General features: G+C 64.7%; 23 protein-coding genes and 1 pseudogene. 12 read left to right on the forward strand and 12 right to left on the reverse strand.

Translation table 11 applies throughout. The features are described from left to right. Positions 1-23: 23 nt before the first annotated feature. Positions 24-1,607 carry a serine hydrolase gene (locus KQ307_RS13690; protein WP_259728291.1) on the reverse strand — a complete coding sequence of 528 codons (1,584 nt, stop codon included), beginning with the start codon at positions 1,605-1,607 and terminating at the stop codon, positions 24-26. A 140-nt stretch (positions 1,608-1,747) separates the two neighbouring features. Here KQ307_RS13690 and KQ307_RS13695 point away from each other — a divergent pair, with 140 nt between their 5' ends. Next, positions 1,748-2,149, forward strand: coding sequence for a molecular chaperone DnaJ (locus KQ307_RS13695; RefSeq protein WP_259703174.1), 402 nt, complete (start codon positions 1,748-1,750; stop codon positions 2,147-2,149). A 25-nt stretch (positions 2,150-2,174) separates the two neighbouring features. Here KQ307_RS13695 and KQ307_RS13700 read toward each other — a convergent pair whose 3' ends face one another. The 3 genes from KQ307_RS13700 to KQ307_RS13710 are packed head-to-tail and all read right to left on the reverse strand — an operon-like array spanning position 2,175 to position 4,208. After that, positions 2,175-2,714 (reverse strand): DOMON-like domain-containing protein, encoded by a 540-nt coding sequence (locus KQ307_RS13700; RefSeq protein WP_259728292.1) that lies wholly within the window; start codon positions 2,712-2,714, stop codon positions 2,175-2,177. Then, complete coding sequence (locus tag KQ307_RS13705) at positions 2,711-3,883, reverse strand: phosphotransferase enzyme family protein (protein ID WP_259728293.1); 1,173 nt, start codon at positions 3,881-3,883, stop codon at positions 2,711-2,713. The genes KQ307_RS13700 and KQ307_RS13705 overlap by 4 nt, the downstream gene beginning before the upstream one ends. A gap of 43 nt (positions 3,884-3,926) precedes the next feature. Then, entirely contained in the window at positions 3,927-4,208 is a 282-nt protein-coding gene (locus KQ307_RS13710) for a hypothetical protein (RefSeq protein ID WP_259728294.1), read from the reverse strand. A gap of 47 nt (positions 4,209-4,255) precedes the next feature. On the opposite strand from KQ307_RS13710, the gene rfbA reads away from it, so the two are divergent. The 7 genes from rfbA to cysC all read left to right on the forward strand — a co-directional run bounded on the left by rfbA (position 4,256) and on the right by cysC (position 10,648). Next, positions 4,256-5,197, forward strand: a complete 942-nt coding sequence (gene rfbA, locus KQ307_RS13715) for a glucose-1-phosphate thymidylyltransferase RfbA (RefSeq protein ID WP_259728295.1) — start codon at positions 4,256-4,258, stop codon at positions 5,195-5,197. Beyond that, positions 5,197-5,769 carry a dTDP-4-dehydrorhamnose 3,5-epimerase gene (gene rfbC, locus KQ307_RS13720; protein WP_259728296.1) on the forward strand — a complete coding sequence of 191 codons (573 nt, stop codon included), beginning with the start codon at positions 5,197-5,199 and terminating at the stop codon, positions 5,767-5,769. Before rfbA ends, rfbC begins: the two co-directional genes overlap by 1 nt. Beyond that, positions 5,766-6,671 carry a dTDP-4-dehydrorhamnose reductase gene (gene rfbD, locus KQ307_RS13725; RefSeq protein ID WP_259728297.1) on the forward strand — a complete coding sequence of 302 codons (906 nt, stop codon included), beginning with the start codon at positions 5,766-5,768 and terminating at the stop codon, positions 6,669-6,671. The genes rfbC and rfbD overlap by 4 nt, the downstream gene beginning before the upstream one ends. Before the next feature lie 48 nt (positions 6,672-6,719). Beyond that, complete coding sequence (rfbB, locus tag KQ307_RS13730) at positions 6,720-7,817, forward strand: dTDP-glucose 4,6-dehydratase (protein WP_259728298.1); 1,098 nt, start codon at positions 6,720-6,722, stop codon at positions 7,815-7,817. Positions 7,818-7,888: 71 nt separating this feature from the next. After that, positions 7,889-9,067: a sulfate adenylyltransferase gene (gene sat / locus KQ307_RS13735; protein WP_259728299.1), complete on the forward strand. Its 1,179-nt coding sequence runs from the start codon at positions 7,889-7,891 to the stop codon at positions 9,065-9,067. Continuing rightward, entirely contained in the window at positions 9,054-9,974 is a 921-nt protein-coding gene (locus KQ307_RS13740) for a 3'(2'),5'-bisphosphate nucleotidase CysQ (protein WP_259728300.1), read from the forward strand. Before sat ends, KQ307_RS13740 begins: the two co-directional genes overlap by 14 nt. After that, entirely contained in the window at positions 9,974-10,648 is a 675-nt protein-coding gene (cysC, locus tag KQ307_RS13745; RefSeq protein WP_259728301.1) for an adenylyl-sulfate kinase, read from the forward strand. Before KQ307_RS13740 ends, cysC begins: the two co-directional genes overlap by 1 nt. On the opposite strand, the gene KQ307_RS13750 is transcribed toward cysC, so the two are convergent. From KQ307_RS13750 to KQ307_RS13760, 3 genes are read right to left on the reverse strand one after another with little or no spacing between them, the layout of a single operon-like run. Continuing rightward, the gene (locus KQ307_RS13750) at positions 10,627-11,439 is read right to left on the reverse strand and encodes an ABC transporter permease (protein ID WP_259728302.1); all 813 of its coding nucleotides are present in this window, start codon (positions 11,437-11,439) and stop codon (positions 10,627-10,629) included. The two genes, cysC and KQ307_RS13750, sit on opposite strands and share 22 nt — an antisense overlap. Then, positions 11,439-12,257 carry an ABC-2 family transporter protein gene (locus tag KQ307_RS13755; protein ID WP_259728303.1) on the reverse strand — a complete coding sequence of 273 codons (819 nt, stop codon included), beginning with the start codon at positions 12,255-12,257 and terminating at the stop codon, positions 11,439-11,441. Before KQ307_RS13755 ends, KQ307_RS13750 begins: the two co-directional genes overlap by 1 nt. Next, positions 12,254-13,231: an ATP-binding cassette domain-containing protein gene (locus tag KQ307_RS13760; RefSeq protein WP_259728314.1), complete on the reverse strand. Its 978-nt coding sequence runs from the start codon at positions 13,229-13,231 to the stop codon at positions 12,254-12,256. Before KQ307_RS13760 ends, KQ307_RS13755 begins: the two co-directional genes overlap by 4 nt. Positions 13,232-13,310: 79 nt before the next feature. Here KQ307_RS13760 and KQ307_RS13765 point away from each other — a divergent pair, with 79 nt between their 5' ends. Continuing rightward, the gene (locus KQ307_RS13765; RefSeq protein ID WP_259728304.1) at positions 13,311-14,465 is read left to right on the forward strand and encodes a glycoside hydrolase family 10 protein; all 1,155 of its coding nucleotides are present in this window, start codon (positions 13,311-13,313) and stop codon (positions 14,463-14,465) included. A 6-nt stretch (positions 14,466-14,471) separates the two neighbouring features. Here KQ307_RS13765 and KQ307_RS13770 read toward each other — a convergent pair whose 3' ends face one another. Together KQ307_RS13770 and KQ307_RS13775 are read right to left on the reverse strand one after the other, a co-directional pair. Beyond that, the gene (locus tag KQ307_RS13770) at positions 14,472-15,095 is read right to left on the reverse strand and encodes a PCC domain-containing protein (RefSeq protein ID WP_259728305.1); all 624 of its coding nucleotides are present in this window, start codon (positions 15,093-15,095) and stop codon (positions 14,472-14,474) included. 21 nt (positions 15,096-15,116) lie between these two features. After that, a complete protein-coding gene (locus tag KQ307_RS13775; protein ID WP_399254089.1) occupies positions 15,117-16,007 on the reverse strand; it encodes an ABC transporter ATP-binding protein in 891 nt (296 codons plus the stop codon). Positions 16,008-16,065: 58 nt separating this feature from the next. Here KQ307_RS13775 and KQ307_RS13780 point away from each other — a divergent pair, with 58 nt between their 5' ends. Together KQ307_RS13780 and KQ307_RS13785 are read left to right on the forward strand one after the other, a co-directional pair. Further along, the gene (locus KQ307_RS13780) at positions 16,066-16,233 is read left to right on the forward strand and encodes a hypothetical protein (RefSeq protein WP_259728307.1); all 168 of its coding nucleotides are present in this window, start codon (positions 16,066-16,068) and stop codon (positions 16,231-16,233) included. Next, the gene (locus KQ307_RS13785; protein ID WP_259728308.1) at positions 16,212-18,401 is read left to right on the forward strand and encodes a bifunctional aldolase/short-chain dehydrogenase; all 2,190 of its coding nucleotides are present in this window, start codon (positions 16,212-16,214) and stop codon (positions 18,399-18,401) included. Before KQ307_RS13780 ends, KQ307_RS13785 begins: the two co-directional genes overlap by 22 nt. A 784-nt stretch (positions 18,402-19,185) precedes the next feature. Here KQ307_RS13785 and KQ307_RS13790 read toward each other — a convergent pair. Beyond that, positions 19,186-19,647, reverse strand: coding sequence for a transposase (locus KQ307_RS13790; protein WP_259728309.1), 462 nt, complete (start codon positions 19,645-19,647; stop codon positions 19,186-19,188). A gap of 210 nt (positions 19,648-19,857) precedes the next feature. On the opposite strand from KQ307_RS13790, the gene KQ307_RS13795 reads away from it, so the two are divergent. Then, positions 19,858-20,382, forward strand: a complete 525-nt coding sequence (locus KQ307_RS13795; RefSeq protein WP_399241887.1) for a transposase — start codon at positions 19,858-19,860, stop codon at positions 20,380-20,382. Here the strand turns inward: KQ307_RS13795 and KQ307_RS13800 are convergent. Both KQ307_RS13800 and KQ307_RS13805 read right to left on the reverse strand, forming a co-directional pair. Then, positions 20,379-20,561: a hypothetical protein gene (locus KQ307_RS13800; RefSeq protein ID WP_259728310.1), complete on the reverse strand. Its 183-nt coding sequence runs from the start codon at positions 20,559-20,561 to the stop codon at positions 20,379-20,381. The genes KQ307_RS13795 and KQ307_RS13800 overlap by 4 nt on opposite strands. Before the next feature lie 344 nt (positions 20,562-20,905). Further along, positions 20,906-21,038, reverse strand: a pseudogene (locus KQ307_RS13805) (IS1595 family transposase); the annotation flags it as partial.

Below are 21,038 nucleotides of genomic sequence, written 5' to 3' on the forward strand. Positions count from 1 at the left end.
CGCCATGGGTCAACAGTGGAGCTTCAGCGCCGCGTGAACAGGCCCAGCCCGTTGCGATCGAGATTGCCGACGCGCACGCGTGTGAGCGTTCCGCCGGCCCCGGCTTCAAAACTGACCGCCGCCGGGCCGAAGGCGTTCTCGCCGCGCGGCTGGTACGAGAAGGTGTTGCCGCTCACCGGCGTGAGCGCGAAGCGCTGGGGCTCTGGACCGATCAGCAGTTCGAGCGCGTCACCGCGGCGGCGGATCTCGAGCGGCCCGAAGTAGGCGTTGGCGTAACGGCCCTCGTAGCGCTCCAGGGGCAGGGATGGTTCAGCCACGGCGGGAGCCACCACAGCGGGGTAGTCCTGCTCGAGCATGCCCTTGAAGACCCCCTGCAGCAGCGGGAGGTAGTCACGGCTGACCTCTCCTTCCACCGCCAGATCCAGAAAGCTGAGCGCCACCGCTTCCGGCAGCCCCACCGGTTGACCGTTGGTGAGCACCACGATGCCGAGCCGCTCGGCCGGCAGCAGATACACGGCGGTGGCGGCACCGAGGAAGAAGGCGCCGGAGTGGGAAAGCTGCACCAGCCCAGCCCCGTGCCGGCCCACATTCCAGCCGAGGCCATAGAGGCTGGCCGCATCCGTGGCGGGATCCACCGGCGGAATGCTGATCACCTGCGGGCGATGGGTTTCGGCCAGGGCAGCAGCCTGGAGCACGGGCTTGGCTTCGAAGCGGCCGCTGTTGAGCTGCAACCGCAGCCAGCTGCCCATGTCACGCGCCGAGGCGCTCACCCCGCCGGCGGGAGATTCCGCATCGGCATCGCGATCGAAGCGCGCCACCCAGCCCTGGGGAGTGGGCACGTGCAGCCGGGCGCGGTTGGGCTCGGCGATCAACGCGGCATGGCTTGAGGTGGTGCGCGTCATGCCCAGGGGCTTGTAGAGCCGCTCACGGGAGAGCACCTCCCAGGCGTTGCCGCTGGCACGGGCCGCCGCCTCCGCTGCGGCGGTGAAGCCGAAGTTGGTGTAGGCGTAAGCGGCGCGGAAGCGATTGGCCGTGGGCAGAAAGCGCAAGCGCGACAGGATCGTGGTGCGATCGAAGCCGAGATCCTCCAGGTCGTCGCCGGCATGGTCGGGCAGGCCGCTGCGGTGCGAGAGCAGATCGCGCAGGGTCACATCCGGCGCCGTGCCGGCAGAACCGATGCGGGCCTCAGGCAGGCTGCGCTGCACGGGGTCGTCCCAGCCCACCACCCCATCCCCCACCAGAGCCGCCACCACGGTGCTGGCCACTGGCTTGGAGAGGGAGGCCAACTGGAACATCGTGTCGGGATCGATCACGCCTGCCTGCCCGGCCGTGCGCACGCCATAGCCGCGCAGAAACACCAGTTGATCGTTGTGCACCACCGCGATCGCCATGCCCGGCACGCCGGTGCTGCGCTGCATCGATCCGGCCAGGCCATCGAGGCGCGTCAGGGCGGCAGCGAGGGCTTCTGGAGTGACCCGCTTGGCCGACTCAGCGGCGCGGGCGGAGCCAACCGGAAGAACAGTGGCCAGGCCCATGGCAAGCCAGGCTGAACCGACCAGCAGGCGTGGAAAGCGAGAAAGCACCGACAGCTGGGGGTAGGCCAGCATTCATACTGACAGTGGACCAGCATTTCACGGTGATGGTGCCTTCGGGCAAGGGCCCTGGGTGGTGGTTCACCCGGGGCCTTTCCACTGGCTGTTTCCCCCCGATTGCTGGAGAAGCAACTCCTTTCCCCGCGCTACGGCCGATGCCCCAAGCACTTCAGACCCGCCCCGATCAACTGGTCTTGCAGCGGCCGCCTGCCCAACCCCCTGACGATTCCGCCGAAGCGGGTGCTCCGGAGCGGCCATCGGTTGGATTCGGCGTCAGCTCAGCGGCTGCGAAACCAGGCAGCAAGGGCCGCAAGCGGCGGGGGACGGGCCTGGGTGCCTCAGACCGCTCACCCCTTGGAAGAAGCCCGGACCTGGAGGCCCTCAAGGCCCGCCAGCATCTGGGACTGGCCCTGGCCGGGCGATTGAGCGCCACTGACGTGAGCCGCGCCTGGAAACAGGCGGCCGCAGAGCACCACCCTGACCGTGGCGGTCAGCACGGGACCATGCAGGCCATCAATGCCGCCCGGGCTGTGTTGCTCGGCCTGGGTGCCAGCTGACAGGGGAAATCCTGATCCAATCGCTTCAAAGCCGCAGCAGAAAACCATTGCGGTGGTGGAAATCGGGAGCCGGAGCTGGATGGGCCAGCGACCAGTGACTCAGCTCGCCGCTGCGCTGCATGATGACAGCCGCCACTGCGATCTCAAGAGTCTGATCACCGGGGATGAAAGGAGCCAGATCAAGGCTGACATCAAGCGAGTAGGCGTTGTCAGACCTGAGGCTTGAAGGGGTCAACGCATGGCAGGCCTTCTCCGGCTCCAGTTCCTGGCGATAGGCGGAGAGGCGATACAGATTCCAGTCACCTGAGGGAGAGAGGTTCATCTCCCAGTAGGCAGGCTGAGCTTCGATCGCAACAAAACACTCGAAGCAGGTCTGTTGCCAGAGATCATCCAGGCGCCTCGGCGGCGACGCCACAGCCGGCAGAACCAACGCCTCGATCGGGCCGAGAAGCTGGTAGTGAATGTCCAGCTGAGCGCCCCGGCGCCCCAGGTCGAACTGCAGGGTGAAGGCCTGCAGAGCAGCATCAGCCTCGAATGGCCTCAGCCTGCCCGCAGCGCTGCTCATCGCATCGCCTCGATGATCGAGCTGATCACAGCCTCCTGGGCTTCGATGCTCTCGGTGAGCCGGAACTGGACCAGAGCGCGATCGAGATTGTGGCGCGGATGGGTGGTTTTGAAATACTGATCGCCGGCGAGATAGTCAGTGAGAAAGCGAAGACCCAGCTCAAATGCAATCAACCGAATCGCTGCAAACAGATAGTCGTAGTCCGAGTCGGTCAGAAAGCTTTTTGCTACAGCTCCATAACCCTGGAGTACCGCTTCGCAGAGCAGGCAGTCAAAATGAACCGACTGCCAGTCAGTGGTTTCTTCTCCTAGCGGGTTGCAACAGGAGCGCAGGCAATCACCAATGTCGTAATGAACAAGGCCTGGCTTGATCGTATCGAGATCAACCAGCGCCATGGCATGGCCGGTCTGGCCATCCAGCATCACGTTGTTGATCTTCGGATCCCCATGGATTGGACGAAGGGGAAGGATGTTTGCCGCCTTGGCGTCTTCCAGCACTGTCACAGAACCTTCCCGTTCCTGCACGAAGGACAGGCAGTACGCCAGGTCCGGACAGAGCGGCATCCGATGACGACCCAGGACCTGGTGAAACTGCTCCAGGTACTCGGGGGTGATATGAAATCCCACCAGGGTGTCGGCCAGGGCCGTAACCGGCAGGTCACTGATCAAGGCGTGGAAAAGGCCCAGTCCATGGCCCACCTCCCTGGCCTGGGCACAATCAGAGACGGTTTCAAGGCAGGTGGCTGCTTCGAGGAAGCTGATCATTCGCCAGAAACAGCCATCCAGCTCCACCCAGTGCCGACCGGATACACGGGAGGGCACCAGAATGGGCACCTCCCAACGGCGACCGCCTAGAAGGGGGCAGCCCTTCTGCAGCTGAGCGACCACATGCTCACTGAAGGCCAGCATGTTGCCGATGACGAGCCTGGGCTCGGGGAAGACCTGGGTGTTGAGCCGCTGCAGCACATAGGACGACGCTTGGGCAGCCTGCAGCCTGACGCGGTAGGTGTCATTCACATTGCCGTTGCCGAGCGTCTCGATCGAGAGGATCTGTCCGTCCAGATCGAACTGGCCAACGATCCGGGCGAGAGGATCCTGCCCTGAAGAAGGCTTCAGAGCTGCTGCTGCGGCTTTGCCGGAGACGCTCTGGATCGGTTGGGAGCTCGTCAAGGGATGGAACGGAGAAGGCGAAAGCATGGGGCGAAGCAGCCGGTCAGTCGTCTTGCGGGATCAGCACCAGGGTGTGAAGACTGTCGGAGCCGAGGTTGGTGGTGATCACCCAGACCAGCAGATCCCGACCGACCCGGTAGACACTGCGCAAGCGGCCCTGCTGCAGGTAGGCGGCGCGCACATTGGCGCGGGCATCGCGAGCATCCACCTGACCCCAGTCGCCCCTGCGATGGCGAGCCACCAGCCGCTGCAGGGTTTCGGTGTCGACCCGTTCACGAACGCTGGGATCCACATCCACCGGACCGATCGCCAGACGAGCTGCCATGGGCATAGCTTAAGGTCATCGCCAACCAAGCTTGATCGATTGCTGCGATGGGGCTGCAACCCGGACCGACCAGCAGGCGCAAGGGATTGATCCTGGCGGGGGGAAGTGGAACGAGGCTTGCCCCGCTCACCACCGCCGTCAGCAAGCAGCTGATGCCGGTGTATGACAAGCCGATGATCTACTACCCGCTCTGCACCTTGATGCTGGCCGGGATTCGCGAGGTTCTGATCATCACCACGCCAGTGGATCGAGAGGCCTTCGAGCGCCTGCTTGGCGATGGAAGCTGCTGGGGCATTGAGATTCAGTACGCCATCCAGCCCAGCCCGGATGGACTGGCCCAGTCCTTTCTGATCGGTGAATCGTTTCTGAATCAGGCCTCGGCCGCCCTGGTGCTGGGGGACAACCTCTTCCATGGCCATGAGCTGGCCCAGCAACTGCAGGCCTCAAATGCCAAAGACATAGGAGCCACTGTGTTCGCCTACAGAGTCAGCGACCCTCAGCGGTACGGAGTCGTTGAATTTTCTGGCAATGGGAAGGTGCTGAGCCTTGAAGAGAAGCCCGCCAGACCCAGGTCCCACTATGCCGTCACCGGCCTTTATTTCTATGACGAAACCGTCGTCGAGCGGGCCAGACAGGTGATCCCCTCGGCCCGCGGCGAACTCGAAATCACGGATCTGAATCAACAATTCCTCAGTGAAGGGTTGCTTCACGTGGAGCTGATGGGCCGCGGCATGGCCTGGCTGGATACCGGAACCCCGGATTCACTCCATGACGCTGCCAGTTACATCCGCACCCTTGAGCATCGTCAGGGTCTGAAGGTTGGTTGCCCGGAAGAGGTGGCCTGGCGTCAGGGCTGGATCGACGACCAACAACTGGAGAGGCTGTCCCAGCCGCTCAAGAAGAGTGGCTACGGCCATTACCTGCTCCGCCTGCTGGCGGAACGATCAGCGGAATTGATCGATCACTCGGTGGCAGCAGGAATCCAGTGATGGAGGTTCAGTCGTTTTCGATCGAAGGCCCCCTGCTGCTCACCCCGAGCCTATTCAGCGATCAACGGGGATTCTTTTTCGAAAGCTGGAATGCCAGGGCTTTCGCGGCAGCCCTTGGCGTCAGCGAAGCGGAGGCGCCAATTTTCCTCCAGGACAATCACTCCCTCTCCCGCCGTGGCGTTCTGCGGGGGCTCCACTACCAGCTTCCGCCGGCACCGCAGGGAAAACTGGTGCGCTGCGTTGCTGGTGAAATCCATGATGTGATCGTTGATCTTCGTCGCTCCTCACCCAGCTTCGGGCAATCGATCGGGGAACGCCTGAGTGCGGAGAATCGGCGCATCCTCTGGGTGCCGCCCGGCTTTGCCCACGGCTTCCTCGCCCTGAGTGAATCAGCCGAAGTTCTCTACAAGGCCAGTGGCCTCTGGAACCGCAGCTGCGAGCGCTCGATCCTCTGGAACGACGCAACCCTGGCGATTGACTGGCCCCTGGCAGCCCTGGATCTGGCCAGCCCGATTCAATCGGAGAAAGATGCTAATGCAGCTGGATTCGCCGCCGCCGAGCTGTTTCCATGAAGGTGGTGGTCACCGGCAAAGATGGCCAGCTTGGCCAGGCGCTGCTGAGGGCTGCCCCCGGAAACTGGCAGTTGATCGCCACCGGCCGGGATCAGCTCGACTTGGCCGATTCCGATGCCTGTCGTCGATTCGTCGACCAGCACAGGCCCGACTGGGTGCTCAATGCCGGCGCCTACACGGCGGTGGATCAGGCCGAAAGCGAACCGGAACGGGCCCATGCGGTGAATGCCCTCGCCCCCGAGGCCTTTGCCCAGTCCCTTGCCCAGAGCGGAGGCCGCCTGCTGCAGATCAGCACCGACTTCGTCTTCGATGGCGCCCAGGGCCATCCCTATCGCCCCGAGCAGCCCACCAATCCTCTCGGGGCGTATGGCCGCAGCAAGGCCGCGGGGGAAAGGGCTGTGATCGACCGACTCGGACCTGAGCGCGCCACGATCCTGCGCACCAGCTGGGTGTACGGGCCGGTCGGGAAGAATTTCTGCCGGACGATGCTTGAGCTGCACCGCCGCCAGGCGGCCGCGGGCCAGCCCCTTGGCGTTGTCGCCGATCAGGTGGGCTGTCCCACCAGCACGATCGGCCTGGCGGCCGCCTGCTGGGCTGTGATCCACCGGGAGGTGGGGGGCTGGCTGCACTGGAGTGATGCCGGTGCCGCCAGCTGGTATGACTTCGCGATCGCTATCGGATCTCTGGGGACATCAGCCGGGCTGCTGGAACAAGCCGCTGAGGTGAGGCCCCTGAGTGGCACCGACTACCCCACACCAGCGAAGCGCCCGAGCTATTCCCTGCTCGACTGCGTGACCAGCCGCGCAGCGCTCGATCAGCAACCTCACCACTGGGGCGACGCCCTGGCGGAGGTGCTGGAGCAGATCACCGCTGCTGCCAGCGATCACCAGGTCGCTGCCTAGAGCGTCCTCCCACCACCTCCTGCGATGACATTGCCACTGAATGAACCAATGGATCTGACCACCCTTCTGGCCGGCCGAAGCCGGATTCTGGTCACGGGGGGCGCCGGCTTCATCGGTGGCGCCGTGGTGCGCCGGCTGCTGCAGGCATCCAGTGTCACGGTGTTCAATCTCGACAAGATGGGCTACGCCAGTGATCTCACCAGCATCGAGGCCACCTTGTCTCAGCTGGGAGAGGCCGGGGAAGGCCGGCATCGATTGCTGGCCGTAGATCTCACCGATGCCGCTGCAGTGAAGGAGGCGGTGAGCCTGGCCGATCCTGATCTGATCCTCCATCTGGCGGCCGAAAGCCACGTGGATCGTTCGATCGAGGGGCCCGGCGCCTTCATCGCCAGCAACGTGCAAGGCACGTTTCATCTGCTCCAGGCGGTGCGTTCCCACTGGGAGGGGCTCTCAGGGGAACGCAGGAACCAGTTCCGCTTGCATCACATCAGCACCGATGAGGTCTTCGGTTCGCTCGGGCCGGATGGGCTGTTTTCGGAGGCCTCCGCCTACGACCCACGCTCGCCCTATTCCGCCAGCAAGGCCGCCAGTGATCACCTGGTGAAGGCCTGGCACCACACCTACGGCCTGCCGGTGGTGCTCACCAACTGCAGCAACAACTACGGGCCGTGGCAGTTCCCGGAGAAACTGATCCCCGTGGTGATCCTCAAAGCAGCCTCTGGGCAGCCGATCCCGCTCTATGGCGATGGGGCCAATGTGCGTGACTGGCTGTATGTCGACGACCATGTCGAGGCCCTGCTGCTGGCGGCATGCCAGGGAGCCGTTGGCGAAAGCTATTGCGTCGGCGGCCATGCTGAACGCAGCAACACCCAGGTGGTGGAAGCGATCTGCGGCTTGATGGACGAGCTCCAGCCAGCTGGCCTGCCCCACTCCCGCCTGATCACGCCGGTCACCGACCGGCCCGGCCACGACCGCCGCTATGCCATCGACGCCGGCAGGATCCAGCGGGAACTCGGCTGGCGGCCACGCCATCCGTTTGAGGCAGGCCTGGCCGCCACGGTGGCGTGGAGCCTTGCCCACCTGGACTGGCTGCGACGGATCCAGAACAGAGAGGACCCACTACAAAAATGCGCTCGGCTGGATTGAATATCTCCATCCATCGCCGTAGCATCACCTGGCCATTGAGCTGAATGGCGCCTTTCCCCTGCCAGGACTTGATGCTCTCCGACCCTCCCATTGCCGATCGGTCCAGGCGCGGTCTGATTGCCGCCCACGGAGGCAGGCTGGTTGATCTGCAGGTTCCCTCAGGCCAGCGCGATGCCGTCAAGGCCGCGGTCGATCGACCGCTGGAGTGCTCCGACCGCAATGCCTGCGATGTGGAACTGCTGATGGTGGGGGGTTTCTCCCCCCTGCTCGGCTTCATGCACGAAGACGACTACGAAGCTGTGGTGGCCGGGCACCGCACCAGCTCCGGCCTGTTGTTCGGTCTGCCGATCGTGATGGACACCGACGACGGGAGCATCGCCATCGGCGATCGGCTGCTGCTCACCTACAAGGGCCAGGATCTGGCGGTGCTGACCGTGGAGAGTCGCTGGGAGCCCGACAAGGTGCGGGAGGCGGCAGGCTGCTATGGCACAACCTCGATCGAACATCCCGCCGTGCGGATGATCTGCTCGGAGCGAGGCCGCTTCTATCTCGGCGGCGCCTTACAGGGCCTCGAGCTGCCCAGTCGCCCCTTCCCCTGCCGGACCCCGGCCCAGGTGAGAGCCGATCTGCCCGACAACCAGGACGTGGTGGCGTTCCAGTGCCGCAACCCGATCCACCGGGCCCACTACGAACTGTTCACCCGCGCCCTCCACGCCACCAACGTGAGCTCCGAAGCGGTGGTGCTGGTTCATCCCACCTGCGGACCCACCCAGGAAGATGACATCGCCGGACCCGTCCGCTTCCAGACCTACGAGCGCCTGGCCGCTGAAGTGGCCAATCCGCGCATCCGCTGGGCGTACCTCCCTTATGCGATGCACATGGCCGGCCCGCGAGAGGCCCTCCAGCACATGATCATTCGCAAGAACTACGGCTGCACACACTTCATCATCGGCCGAGACATGGCCGGCTGCAAATCGTCTCTCACTGGAGATGATTTCTATGGCCCTTACCAGGCCCAGGATTTCGCTCGCGACCACGCCAGTGAGCTGGGGATGGAAACGGTGCCGTCGCTCAACCTCGTGTACACCGAGGAGGAGGGCTATGTCACCGCCGAGCATGCCGAAGCACGCGGCCTGCACATCCGCAAACTGAGCGGTACCCAGTTCCGCAAGATGCTGCGCGGTGGTGAGGACATCCCGGAATGGTTCGCCTTCCGTAGCGTGGTGGAGGTGTTGCGTGAAGCCGGCTGATCTGCTGCCGGCCGGCCTCGAGATCGAAGCGGTCCTGGCCGTCGTGCGGCAGCTGGCCTGGGAAGCTGCGGCGATTCTGCGGGCCTACGCCCGCGGCCAACAGCCCCCCTTCGGCTATCCGGCCGTGCTCTCTGTCGAGAATGATCCCAAAGGTCCTGTTTCAGCTGCTGATCTGGCGGTGAACGATCACCTGCTTGCCGGCCTCGGCCGAGCCTTCCCCGCCGCCGCCTGGACCCTGCTGAGCGAGGAAACGGCCTGCCAGTGGACCGAGGGTGAGCCGATCTGTGCCGACTGGCTCTGGATCCTCGATCCGCTGGATGGAACCAAGGATTTTCTACAGGGCACCGGCGAGTATGCGGTTCACCTGGCCCTGATCCATCAGCAGCGTCCGGTGATCGGCGTTGTGGTGCTGCCGGAGCTCGACGAGCTCTGGTTCGGGCTGGTGGACGGGGAATCCTCAAAGGCCTGGTGTGAATCCCCGTCGGGCGATCGCCGACCGGTGCGCTTCAGCCCACGCCGGGCCATGGCTGAGCTGATCCCGGTCACCAGCCGCAGCCACCGCGACGATCGCCTCGATCAGTTGCTGAGCAGCCTGGGGGTGGCAGACGGCATCGCCCGCGGCAGCGTCGGCGGCAAGATCGGCGCCATCCTGCGCGGCGAAACCGATCTCTACATCTCCCTGTCAGGGCGCACCGCACCGAAGGACTGGGACATGGCCGCACCGGAAGCGGTGCTGCTGGCAGCGGGGGGATTCTTCACCCATGCGGATGGCCGCCCCTTGCTTTACAACACCGGCGACTCCAGGCAGGCCGGTTGCCTGATCGCCAGCCATGGTGCTGCCCACCAGGACCTCTGCCAGGCAGCGGCTGCCGCGATGGCAGGCATCGATCCCTTTTTCCCCCTCTGATGACCGCCCTTCCCACCGGAGCCGCCTCCAACTCCGGAGCCGCAACCAACATCGTCTGGCATCAGGCCTCGATCGACCGGGCCAGCCGGGCCGGACAACGGGGCCACCGCAGCGCCATCCTCTGGCTCACGGGCCTGTCCGGCAGCGGCAAGAGCACCCTTGCCAATGCCCTCAACGCCGAGCTTTTCGCCCGCGGCCTGGCCACCTATGTGCTCGATGGCGACAACGTGCGCCACGGGCTGTGCCACGACCTCGGCTTCTCCGATGCCGACCGGGAGGAGAACATCCGCCGGATCGGCGAAGTGGCCAAGCTGTTTCTCGATGCGGGCGTGATCGTGCTCACCGCTTTCGTCTCCCCGTTTCGGGCTGATCGCCGCAAGGCCCGCTCCCTGGTGGAGCCGGAGGATTTCATCGAAATTCACTGCTCCGCCGATCTCGATGTCTGTGAGGGCCGCGACCCCAAGGGCCTCTATGCCAAGGCCCGTGCCGGACTGATCAAGGATTTCACAGGCATCTCCAGCCCCTATGAAGCTCCGGAAGCAGCCGAGCTCGAGGTGCCGACCGGACGGCAGAGCCTGGAGGAATCCGTGGCTCAGGTGATCGCTTATCTCGAGAAGAATGGCGTGATCGAAATCTGCCCTGCCCGTCCGGCTCAGCTCGACGCCGATGTGTAGAACCGCAGGGCGAAGCTCCAGAAGCGGCGGCTGATCAGCAGGCTGAGGGCCGCCACCGCCAGGCTGAGCAGAAGCCAAGCCAGCGAAGCGCGCCCCAGGATGGCTTCGGCGGGCACGGTGGTGAGGAATGCCACCGGCAACACCACCGTGAAAAACAGCCGCAGGCCGGCAGGGTAGGCGCTGACTGGATAGCGACCGGCCACCAGGGCTGAGCGCAACACCTCGGTGGCGTTCCAGACCTTGACGAACCAGATGCTGGTGGCCGCCAGCACGAACCAGAGGCTGTAGAGGATCAGGGCACTGGCGATCAGCAACAGGGCGGCGGTGCTCAGGCTGAGTGGATCAAGGGGGGCACCGGCACGCACGGCGGCCACCATCGCCAGCACCGCCCCGGCGATCAGTCCCGGCAGACCCCAGGGGGAGATGGTGCGAGTCGAGAGCCAGAACTGGCTGTCGACGGGCTTGAGCAGCACGAAATCCAGGGTGCCGGTGCGCACGTGGGTGACGATCGTGCTGAGGTTGGGCTGCAGCAGGGTGGTGGTCAGTCCATCCAGCAGGGTGTAAAGGCCGAGCACCACCAGGGCGGCGTCCCAGCTCCAGCCCCCCAGATCGTGGCCGTGGCCGTAAAAGAGCGAGAGGGTGAAAAGGCTGCCTGCCAGGTTGGCGATCACCGCCAGCAGCTCGATCACCACGTTGGCCTGATACTCCAGCTCCGCCGCCAGGGAGGCCGTCCAGAATCGCCCCAGAATCAGCAGGTAGCGACGTGCCCGGACGACGAGGGAGGCGGCCATCAGGCTCCCATCGCCGAATAGCGACGCAGGCCGGCACGCCAGAGCAGGGCGGCGATCGGCACGAACACCAGTCCCCAGCCGGCCAGAACACCGAAGCCCTGGAGCACGGGTACGGCACCGCCGCTGAGCAGCTGGGCCGGGAACCAGACCATCCAGGGGAAAGGGGTGTGCAGGGCGAAATCGCGAATCGGCTCGGGGAAAGCCTCAAGGGGAGCCACCAGGCCGGAGAGAAAGAGATAGGGAATCAACAGCAGGCGCTCCAGGGCCGCGGCCCGCTCGCTCCAGAAACAGAGCATGGTGAGGGCACTCTGGATGGCGAAACGCACCAGGAAGGCCAGCTGGGTGGCCAGAAACGCCAGCAGCAAAGCGGCTGGCGGCGGCCACCACAGGGCCGCCTGATGCAGCAGGGCCACCATCCCCACAATCGCCAGCACGAACGGCAGCCTGGTGACCTGCTCGGAGACATGGGCCGCCAGGTAGCGCCAGAAAGGGTGCAGCGGCTGAAGCAAGGCCGGCGACAGGCGACCCTGCAGAGCGTCTTCCTCGAAAGCATGGATGACCCAGACGATCGTGAACTGACGGACCACGAAGGCGGCCAGAAAATAGTGCACCAACCGCTGGGAGGTGAAACCCGCGATCGGCACCACACCGGAGCCGCTCCAGAGGCCGAGCATGATCAAGGGCGACACCCCGGAGAGAGCCCAGAGCACGATCTCGGCTCGGAACTCCAGCATCAGGGCGTACTGGCTGGAGAGCAGCACCCGAGTGAGACGCAGGACATGCCGAATGGAGCGGAGCGGGAGATGGTGACGGCTCATCCCACGACTCCCAGCTGGAACAACCGGCCGATCAACTCTTCAATCGGCGGTTCGCTCACTTCCAGGTCCAGCACCGTAAATCTGGCCAGCAGACGGGCGACGGCATCGGTGAGCTGCTCCTGGGGGATCAGCAGACGCACCTTGCGTCCCTCCAGGGATTCAAGTGCACCGAAGGAGGCGAAGGCGGCGGCCTGTGGCGGTTCGGCCAGCTCAAGCCGCACCTCACGGCAGGGGGTGAGCCGCTCGGTGAGCGCATCAAGACGGCCGTCGAAGAAGAGCTGACCCTGGTGGATCAACAGCACCCGAGGGCAGAGGGCGGTGATATCGCCCATGTAATGGCTGGTGAGCAACACGGTGGTGCCGGTGCGGCGGTTGATGTCCGCGAGGAAGCGGCGCACCCGGGCCTGGGCATTCACATCCAGCCCCAGGGTGGGTTCATCCAGAAACAACACCGACGGACGATGCAGCAGGGCCGCCAGCAGCTCCGCCTTCATCCGTTCCCCGAGCGAGAGCTTGCGCACCGGGCGGGTGAGCTCGACGCCGAGCTCGAGCATCTCAGCCAGCTCGGCGATGCGGCGCTGGGCCTCGGCGTCATCGATGCCGTAGACGGCGGCATTGACCCGCAATGAATCGAGTGGTGGCAGGTCCCAGATCAGCTGCTGCTTCTGGCCCATCACCAGGGAGATCTGATGCAGAAAGCGACCCTGGCGACGAAAGGGGACACAGCCGGCCACCTCCACCGTGCCGGCACTGGGGTGGATCAGGCCGCTGAGCATCTTCAGGGTGGTGGTCTTGCCGGCGCCGTTGGGGCCCAGAAATCCCACGATCTCGCCAGGCTCGATCGTGAAGCTCACCCCGCTCACCGCCACCACATCGCGATGGCGACGGGCGACGAAATGGCGCAGGGTGCCCAGCAGCCCAGGCTGCTTGTCAGCGACCCGATAGGTCTTGGAGAGGCCCTCCGCACGAATGATCGGCATGGGCAAAAAGCTAGGCCTCCGAGGGCACGATGGGTGGAGTCCCCCTGCCGGGAAGCGACACCGGGATCAACCGATGAAACATCAACCCTTGCAGCTGCCGTTACTGCTTCTGCTCACTGTCCTGCTCGTGCAGCTTTCGGCGTTCTGGCTGCCAGGCGTGGCCGAGCCCAGAGCGGTGGAGGTTCGCGGCGTTTGGATGACCGCCAACGACATGCCCATCCTGCGGGATCGCCAGCGGCTCGGAATCGCCCTCGATCAACTGAGCCGATCGGGCTTCAACACGATCTATCCGGTGATGTGGAACAGCGGCATGACGTACTACCCGAGTGTGGCGATGCAACGCCGGGGCTTTCAGTCATTCACCTTCCGGGGGCTGCAGGGCCAGGACCTGCTGGAAGAGCTGGTCAGCCAGGGCCATGCCAGGGGTCTACGGGTGATCCCCTGGTTCGAATTCGGCTTCATGGTGCCGCCTGGGTCGGAGATCGCAAGGCTGCATCCGGATTGGTTGTCCCGAACCCGCACAGGCGGCACCACCTCGATCAGCGCGGCAGGAGAGGTGGCCTGGCTGAATCCCTTCCACCCGGAAGTGAAGACCTTCCTGAGCGAGCTCGTGCTGGAGGTTGTCTCGGGGTACGACGCCGATGGCCTTCAGTTCGATGACCACTTCAGCTTGCCGAACGCCTTCGGCTATGACCCATTCACCGTGGAGCAGGTCCGCCTCGAAACGAAGAAGCCGCCACCGGCCGAGGCAACGAACCCCGCCTGGGTCCAGTGGCGGGCCGACCGGATCACCGCCTTTCTGGCTGAACTGCGACAGGTGATCCGCAGCCAGAAGCCCCAGGTTCTGGTTTCGATTTCACCCAATTACCACGACTTTGCCTTCAAGCTTCAACTGCAGAACTGGCTGGTCTGGGTGCGGCGGGGGCTGATTGATGAAGTGGTGGTGCAGGTCTACCGGCCAGACCTGGAGAGTTTCGCCTCCGAACTGAACCGCCCTGAGCTGGAGGAGAGCCGCACCCTGCTGCCCACGGCAATCGGGATCATGGCCGGTCAACGCCAGTCTCCAGTGCCGATGGAGCGAATTTTTGCCCAGGCTCAGGCGGCAAGACAACGGGGTCTCGGGGTGGCGTTCTTCTCCTTCGAAAGCCTCTGGGAGCGCAGTGAAGAGCTGGTGGAAACACGACTCCAGGGGTTTCGCACCCTGCTGGCCTCGCCGGCTGGCTCCTGATCGGTGTCAGCGCAACTGTGCCAGCTCTCCACGGCCATGTCGCTCGGCCAGCTGGTCATAGCCGCCGATCGGTTCCCCGTCGATGAACAGTTGCGGCAGGGAGCTGCTGCCGCTGCGCAGCTCCAGCTCCCGGCGCTGGGCATCGCCGTTGACCCAGTGCACCTGATGGGGGATTCCAAGGGTGCGCAGGATCCGCAGGGCGCTGGCCGACCAGGGGCATCCACTCAGAACAGCCACCTCGACTCGGGGGTGCTTGTGCTGGGGGGTGGTGGCCGAAACAGGAAGCGGTGCCGATGGAAGGGGAGCCTCCAGAAAACCCACCAGCAGCTCGGCCCCCTTCAGCACCAGGGTGCCGGGCTCGAGGTGCCCCCCCCAGACCTGGCAGTCGGAATCGGAGAGGCTCAGGTGCAGGTGGACACCCTGGGGAGACAGGGTGCCCTGGAGGGTGATGATCTCCAGGTCGCCGAGGAGCACCGTGGGCTCGCCACCACCGGGGCACTGGAAGGCCGCCCTGGAGAGGTTGCCCACCACACCGAGCACGAATCCGGGAGCCTGCTGGGCGATCGCCAACTGCTCAAGGCTGCGGCGAAGGTCGCTGCCGGGTCCGAAGTTCAGCGGCAAGGGGCGCATGGCTGGCCGTGGAGTCGGTGGTCAATGTACGTGGGTGCACCCGGCGGGTCCCACTGCCTGGGCCGGCAGCACCTGGCGATAGCCGTTCGCCATCAGCACCTGCAGGGGGGTGCCGAACAGGCTGCTGAGGGGGCCATCCTGGAGCAGTTCGGCGGTGGGACCATCGCCCACCACCTGGCCCTGGGACAGCAGCACGGCGCGGCTGATCTCGGGAATGATCGCCTCGATCTGGTGGGTGGCCAGCAGCAGGGTGGTGCCGGAGCCGGCCAGCTTCCGCAGGATCGCCAGCAACTGGTGCTTCGCCTGGAGATCAAGGCCGTTGGTGGGTTCATCCAGAACCAGCAGTTCAGGGTCGTGCACAAGGGCCCGGGCCAGCAGCAGGCGGCGGCGCTGACCATCAGAAAGCTGGGCATAGGGTCGACGGGCGAGAGCGGCCAGCCCCAGCTCCTCCATCAATGCCCGCACCCGCGCCTGCATCGCGGCGGTGGGCTGCTGGCTGCGGCCGATGCCCACGGATCCGAAGAAGCCGGAGAGCACCACATCGGCAGCGATCACACCACCCCCGTAGGCGGACTGCAGATCGGCGGACACCATCCCGATGCGACGGCGCAGCTCCCAGAGGTTCACCGTTTCGCTGCCGAAGATCCTCAGCAGGGAGCCGGGCTTCACCACCGGGTAGAGCTCGCGGCTGAGCAGCTTGAGCAATGAACTCTTGCCGGAGCCGTTGGGCCCGAGCAGCACGGTGTGCTCACCGAGCTGAAGCTGCAAGCTGAGCTCGTTGAACACCGGGCGGGGACCCAGCCAGGCCTCCACGGCCCTCAGCTCGAGATAAGCGATGGACCCCGCATTGGTAAGCCGGGCCGACAGCCCCCCCTCCTGATTCATCAGGACATCAACCGGCAGAGGCGGCATTGTGACCTGGCCTGGTGCCCATGGCCAAAGGCTGCGGTTTTCGGTCAGAGTGGCCGGGATGGATCCCGATGCCGCCCACTCCCTGTCCGTTCTGCTCTGGTGCGGCGTGGTGGGCTTCAAACTGGTGCGCCTGGGGCAGCGCTGGCGCTGGCAGGGCGGCGCTGCCCTGGGCCGTGCCTTCGACCTGGAACTGCGGCGCAGGGGTTGGACGGCACCCTCGCCCTGAGTGGGGCATGGGCATCGAGCCACTCCGCCCGCCTCCCCCGTAGCCTCGCCGGCAGAACCCAGTCCCTGCCGATGCCGATCCGCAACCGTTGGTCGGACGCCGAAGCGGCCGCTGCCATCGTCCGCTACGGCGCCCAAGGCGTGAGCGAAACCCTGGCGCTGCGCACCTACTCGGCCCGCCTGCTGGGGGCCGATCCCGAGCTGGTGCTGCACGGGGGCGGTAACACCTCGGTGAAAACCACGGTCACGGGTCTGTTGGGAGAAACAGTGCCGGTGCTGTGCGTCAAGGGCTCCGGCTGGGACCTGGCGACGATCGAACCCCCCGGCCACCCGGCGGTGAGACTCGAACCGCTGCTTGCCCTGCGGGCTCTGGAGGCCCTCAGCGATGAAGCCATGGTGGCGGCCCAGCGCCAGAACCTGATCGACCCGGCGGCCCCCAACCCCTCGGTGGAGGCTTTGCTGCATGCCTTCCTGCCCCACCGGTTCGTCGACCACACCCATTCGATCGCCCTGCTGGCCCTGGCCGACCAGGGCGACGCGGCCGGGGTCTGCCGGGAGGTGTTCGGTGATCGGGTCGCCCTGGTCCCCTACGTGATGCCCGGCTTCGCCCTGGCCAAGGCGGCTGCCGAGGCCTATGAAGCCGCAGCGGCCGCCGCCGCTGGCCGCGGTCAGGAACTGGAGGGCCTGGTGCTGCTCCAGCACGGCCTGTTTTCGTTCGGGGCCAGCGCCAAGCAGAGCTACGGGCGGATGATCGACCTGGTCAGCCAAGCCGAGCAGGCCCTCGGCCGCAAGCCGGCCTCCTTCGATCCCATGCCCCTGCCGAGCCCAGCCGCATCAGCGGCGACCGTGCTGCCACTGCTGCGGGGCAGCCTCGGCCGGGCCGCCACCGCCGCTGCCCTGCCCTGCCGCTGGCTGCTCGATCTGCGCAGTGGCGGGCAGGTTCGTGCCTTGGTTGATGACAGGCGCCTGGCTGACTGGGCCAGCCGTGGCGTCGCCACCCCCGACCATGTGATTCGCACCAAGGCCCGCCCGCTGGTGCTGCCGCCTGCGCCAGCCGCCGATCAGCCCAGTGCGCTCAGCGCCTGGAAGGCGGCGGTGGATCAGGCCCTCGTGGCCTATGCCGACGCGTACCGCGCCTACTTCGCACGCCAGAACAGCCGGGTGGGTGGCTACAAGCAACCGCTTGATCCCCTGCCGCGGGTGGTGGCCATCCCGGGCCTCGGCCTGATCGGGGTCGGCACCAGCGCCGCTGCCGCCACCGTCACCGCCGACATCGCCGAAGCCTGGGCCAGCACCCTGCTGGCCGCCGAAGCCTTCGGTTCGTTCTCCCCCGTCGGCGAAGACGACACCTTTGACATGGAGTACTGGAGCCTGGAGCAAGCCAAGCTCGGCAAGGGCAGCGAGAAGCCCCTGGCCCGCCAGGTGGTGCTGGTGACGGGTGGGGCTGGAGCGATCGGTGCCGCCACCGCCCGGGCCTTCGCCGCCCAGGGGGCCGAACTGGCGGTGCTTGATCTCGATGGCGCCGCCGCCGGCAGCGTGGCGGCGGCCTGTGGCCGCCAGTCTCTTGGCCTGGCCTGCGATCTCACCGATCCGGCCCAGGTGCGCCAGGCCATCGCGGCGGTAACGGCCCACTTTGGTGGCCTCGACATCGTGGTGAGCAACGCAGGTGCCGCCTGGAGCGGCGCCATGGCCGATCTGCCGGACCCCCTCCTGCGTGCCAGCTTCGAACTGAATCTCTTCGCCCACCAGTCGGTCACCCAGGCGGCGGTTGCAGTGTTCCGACAGCAGGGCCATGGCGGCCAGCTGCTGTTCAACGTGAGCAAGCAGGCCCTCAACCCTGGCCCCGGCTTCGGCGCCTACGGCATCGCCAAGGCGGCCCTGCTGGCGCTGATGCGTCAATACGCCCTGGAGGGTGGCGCCGAGGGGATCCGCGCCAATGGGGTCAACGCTGATCGCATCCGCTCCGGCCTGCTTGATGACGCCATGATCCAGGCCCGCGCCACCGCCCGCGGCCTCAGCGAAGCTGAGTACATGGCGGGCAACCTGCTTGGGCGGGAAGTGCGCGCCAGTGATGTGGCCGATGCGTTTGTGGCCCTGGCGAAGCTGGAGTGCAGCACCGGCGCCGTGCTCACCGTCGATGGCGGCAACGTGGCGGCGATGGTGCGCTGAGCCGCTGGGGCCCTATCCGGATGCCGAGGGTTGCTGAAGGCTTCAACGTTGGCCACTTTCAGATGAATGGCTTGACGGACCTGATTGAGGAAGAGGGCAGCGGCAATCGGAACCTTGTTCTCTTACCACGACCTGCCTTATCACCAATGCGCTCTCCTCCCAGACAAGTTTGATCCAGTTGATCTTTTCACAGATTTTGTCGTTCAATTGACGTGACCCCCATCAGCTCTCATAGGTACTGGACCACTGATGGGGGTCACGTCACAAGCGAAAGTATTCACTGAAGCTGATCATGGCGAGGCTCGCCCACGGCGCGGCAACCTCAATCCCCATGAGTTTCCTGGTGATGTGTACCGAGAAGATCCTGAGGCTGCTCCGCCTCTTTCTTGTGCTCCTTTTTGCATGTCTCTGCAGCCTTCTCCGGCTCGATGCCTCACCAGGCAAGGTCTGGACTATTACCGACGATCGATGCAACGATTGGCCACAGTCACCGCATAGACGTGGCCATAGCCTGCACAAGCCCAGCTCAGATGCACGTTACGGCGTGATATTGCGTCGGTCGTTTTTCAGGAGTCCCTACCTCTGTTGGCCAGAAGCTCCATAAGGGCACCTCGAAATATGAGGATTCCAGGCCGCTCCAGCCAGCATATAAAAAGCCGCATTACTGCTGCTTGTAGGCTGATTTGTGGTATGCATTCAGAGGTCGGGACGCCCGACTGCATCTGTCCACCCCTGATCGCTCATCACCAAGCGACCGCAGGCACCTCGACCTAAGCCAGCTGGGTCAGGGATCCATCAGCAGCGATGGCATCGGCCCGCCGCGGTGATGGGAGATCCAGGCCAGCTCCAGGAACTGCCAGGTATCCCGGCCCTGTTGCCTGAGGGTGGTGGTAACCGTGAGCAATCGGCTGCGGCAGATGGCACCGCTGTCGGACTGGACGCCAAGGCTGATTTTGCGCTGGATGACCGACTGGCGCAGTGCTCTCTCGGCGGCGTTGTTGGTGGGTTCGATTCCGGGGTGATCCAGAAAAGTCCACAGGGCTTCTTTGCGCTGTAGGAGATGCTGGAAGGTGTGCACGGTCTGGGCCCATGGTGTTCGCTCCTTGCGCGCAAAGCCCAGATCCACCACCCGCTGCAGTGTGCCCTCGAACTGGAGGCGGATCGGCCGGCAGCTTTGCTGGAGCTGATCCCAATCGATTGTGCCGTCCTTCCACTGATGCCACTGAACAAACAGCTGCTTTTGCAACGCCAAAAGCTCCAGGCCAATCTCGCCACTGACGCCCTGACGTTCGGCGATGGCTTGCGTCCCCTGTGTTGGTAGTAAATCCCTGGGGACCTCAACCCCGGCGTAGCAGGGGTTGAGCGCGCACCACAGCGACCCGACTCAGCCGCTGGCGTTGCAAGGGGTGGGCAGGCCCGTTTCCCTAGTTCGAGAACCACCTCAACCAGACGAACCATGGCCAGTTCCAATCGTGCCTCAACTGAGCTGGCGCCGCTACTGAATGGCAGCACCTCCGGGGAGCTGATCCCGGAGCTGGAGCGTCACGGCCTGCAGCAGCTGATCGAGCTGGAGGTCGCTGCCGTGCTCGGCGCGGAGCGCCATGAGCGCAGCGATGACCGGCTCGGCTACCGCAACGGCTACCGGCCGCGCACCCTGGCCACTCAGGCGGGCGACATCGACCTGCTGATCCCCAAGCTGCGCACCGGGGGCTTCCTTCCCTCGATTCTTGAGCCCCGTCGTCGCGTCGATCAGGCCCTCTATGGGGTGGTGATGGAGTCCTACATCGGCGGCATCTCCACCCGCAAAGTGGACACCCTGGTGGCGGCCCTGGGCGCCTCGAGCGGTATCTCCAAGTCCCAGGTGAGCCGCATCTGCCAGGACATCGACCAGCAGGTACAGGCGTTCCTGAACCGGCTGCTCCACGAGTCCGGCTACGCCTACGCCTACGTCTATCTCGATGCCATCCTCCTGCAAACCTAGCGAATAAAACATAATTGCTCGAAAATAAGCTGTTCAATTTCAGAGGCAGAGTTGCCAGTTGCGATACGGCCTTCCAGGTACTTCACATAGGCCGAGAGATCTTCGGTAGCCTTCTCAATAACTACTGCATACTTGATAGCTGTTGATGCTCTGAAGCCTGCTTGCTTCAGGATACTCATCCGAGTGCTCTTGACAAGCTCGTCTGACGTCTCGCAGATACTGCCTCTAGAGCTTAAGACTTGCGGCGACTTCATGGAGCTCTGAGAGGAGCTTATCCCATCGATCTCCCAACTGCTTACGAAGATAAAAGTCTTGCAGATTTGGCGGAAGCCACCCCTTGACGCCTTGAAGTCGTTCAAGTGCAGTGACGGAAATCACTTCTGTTGCAATGGACTTGGGAGAAAAGTCGGTATGGATAGGTATTATTCTGCGTTGTTTACCTAGGAAGTTTGTGATAAATTCAATGATCCGAAACTCACCCTTGCTGATCTTGTGTTGGGAATTCGGGCAAAAGGACACTTGATTAGGTAGCTGGCTCCGCACTCCTCAAGAAGCGTTCCGGCCGAGCGCCGCAGCTGCAGATGGCATGAACCACTCGCTCAGTCATCGTTGCCAAGTTGAAGCGCCGGTTGAAGCGGTAATTGAAGGCACCCAGG

It is taken from the genome of Synechococcus sp. CS-1326, from assembly GCF_025128115.1.
Lineage (GTDB): Bacteria > Cyanobacteriota > Cyanobacteriia > PCC-6307 > Cyanobiaceae > Regnicoccus.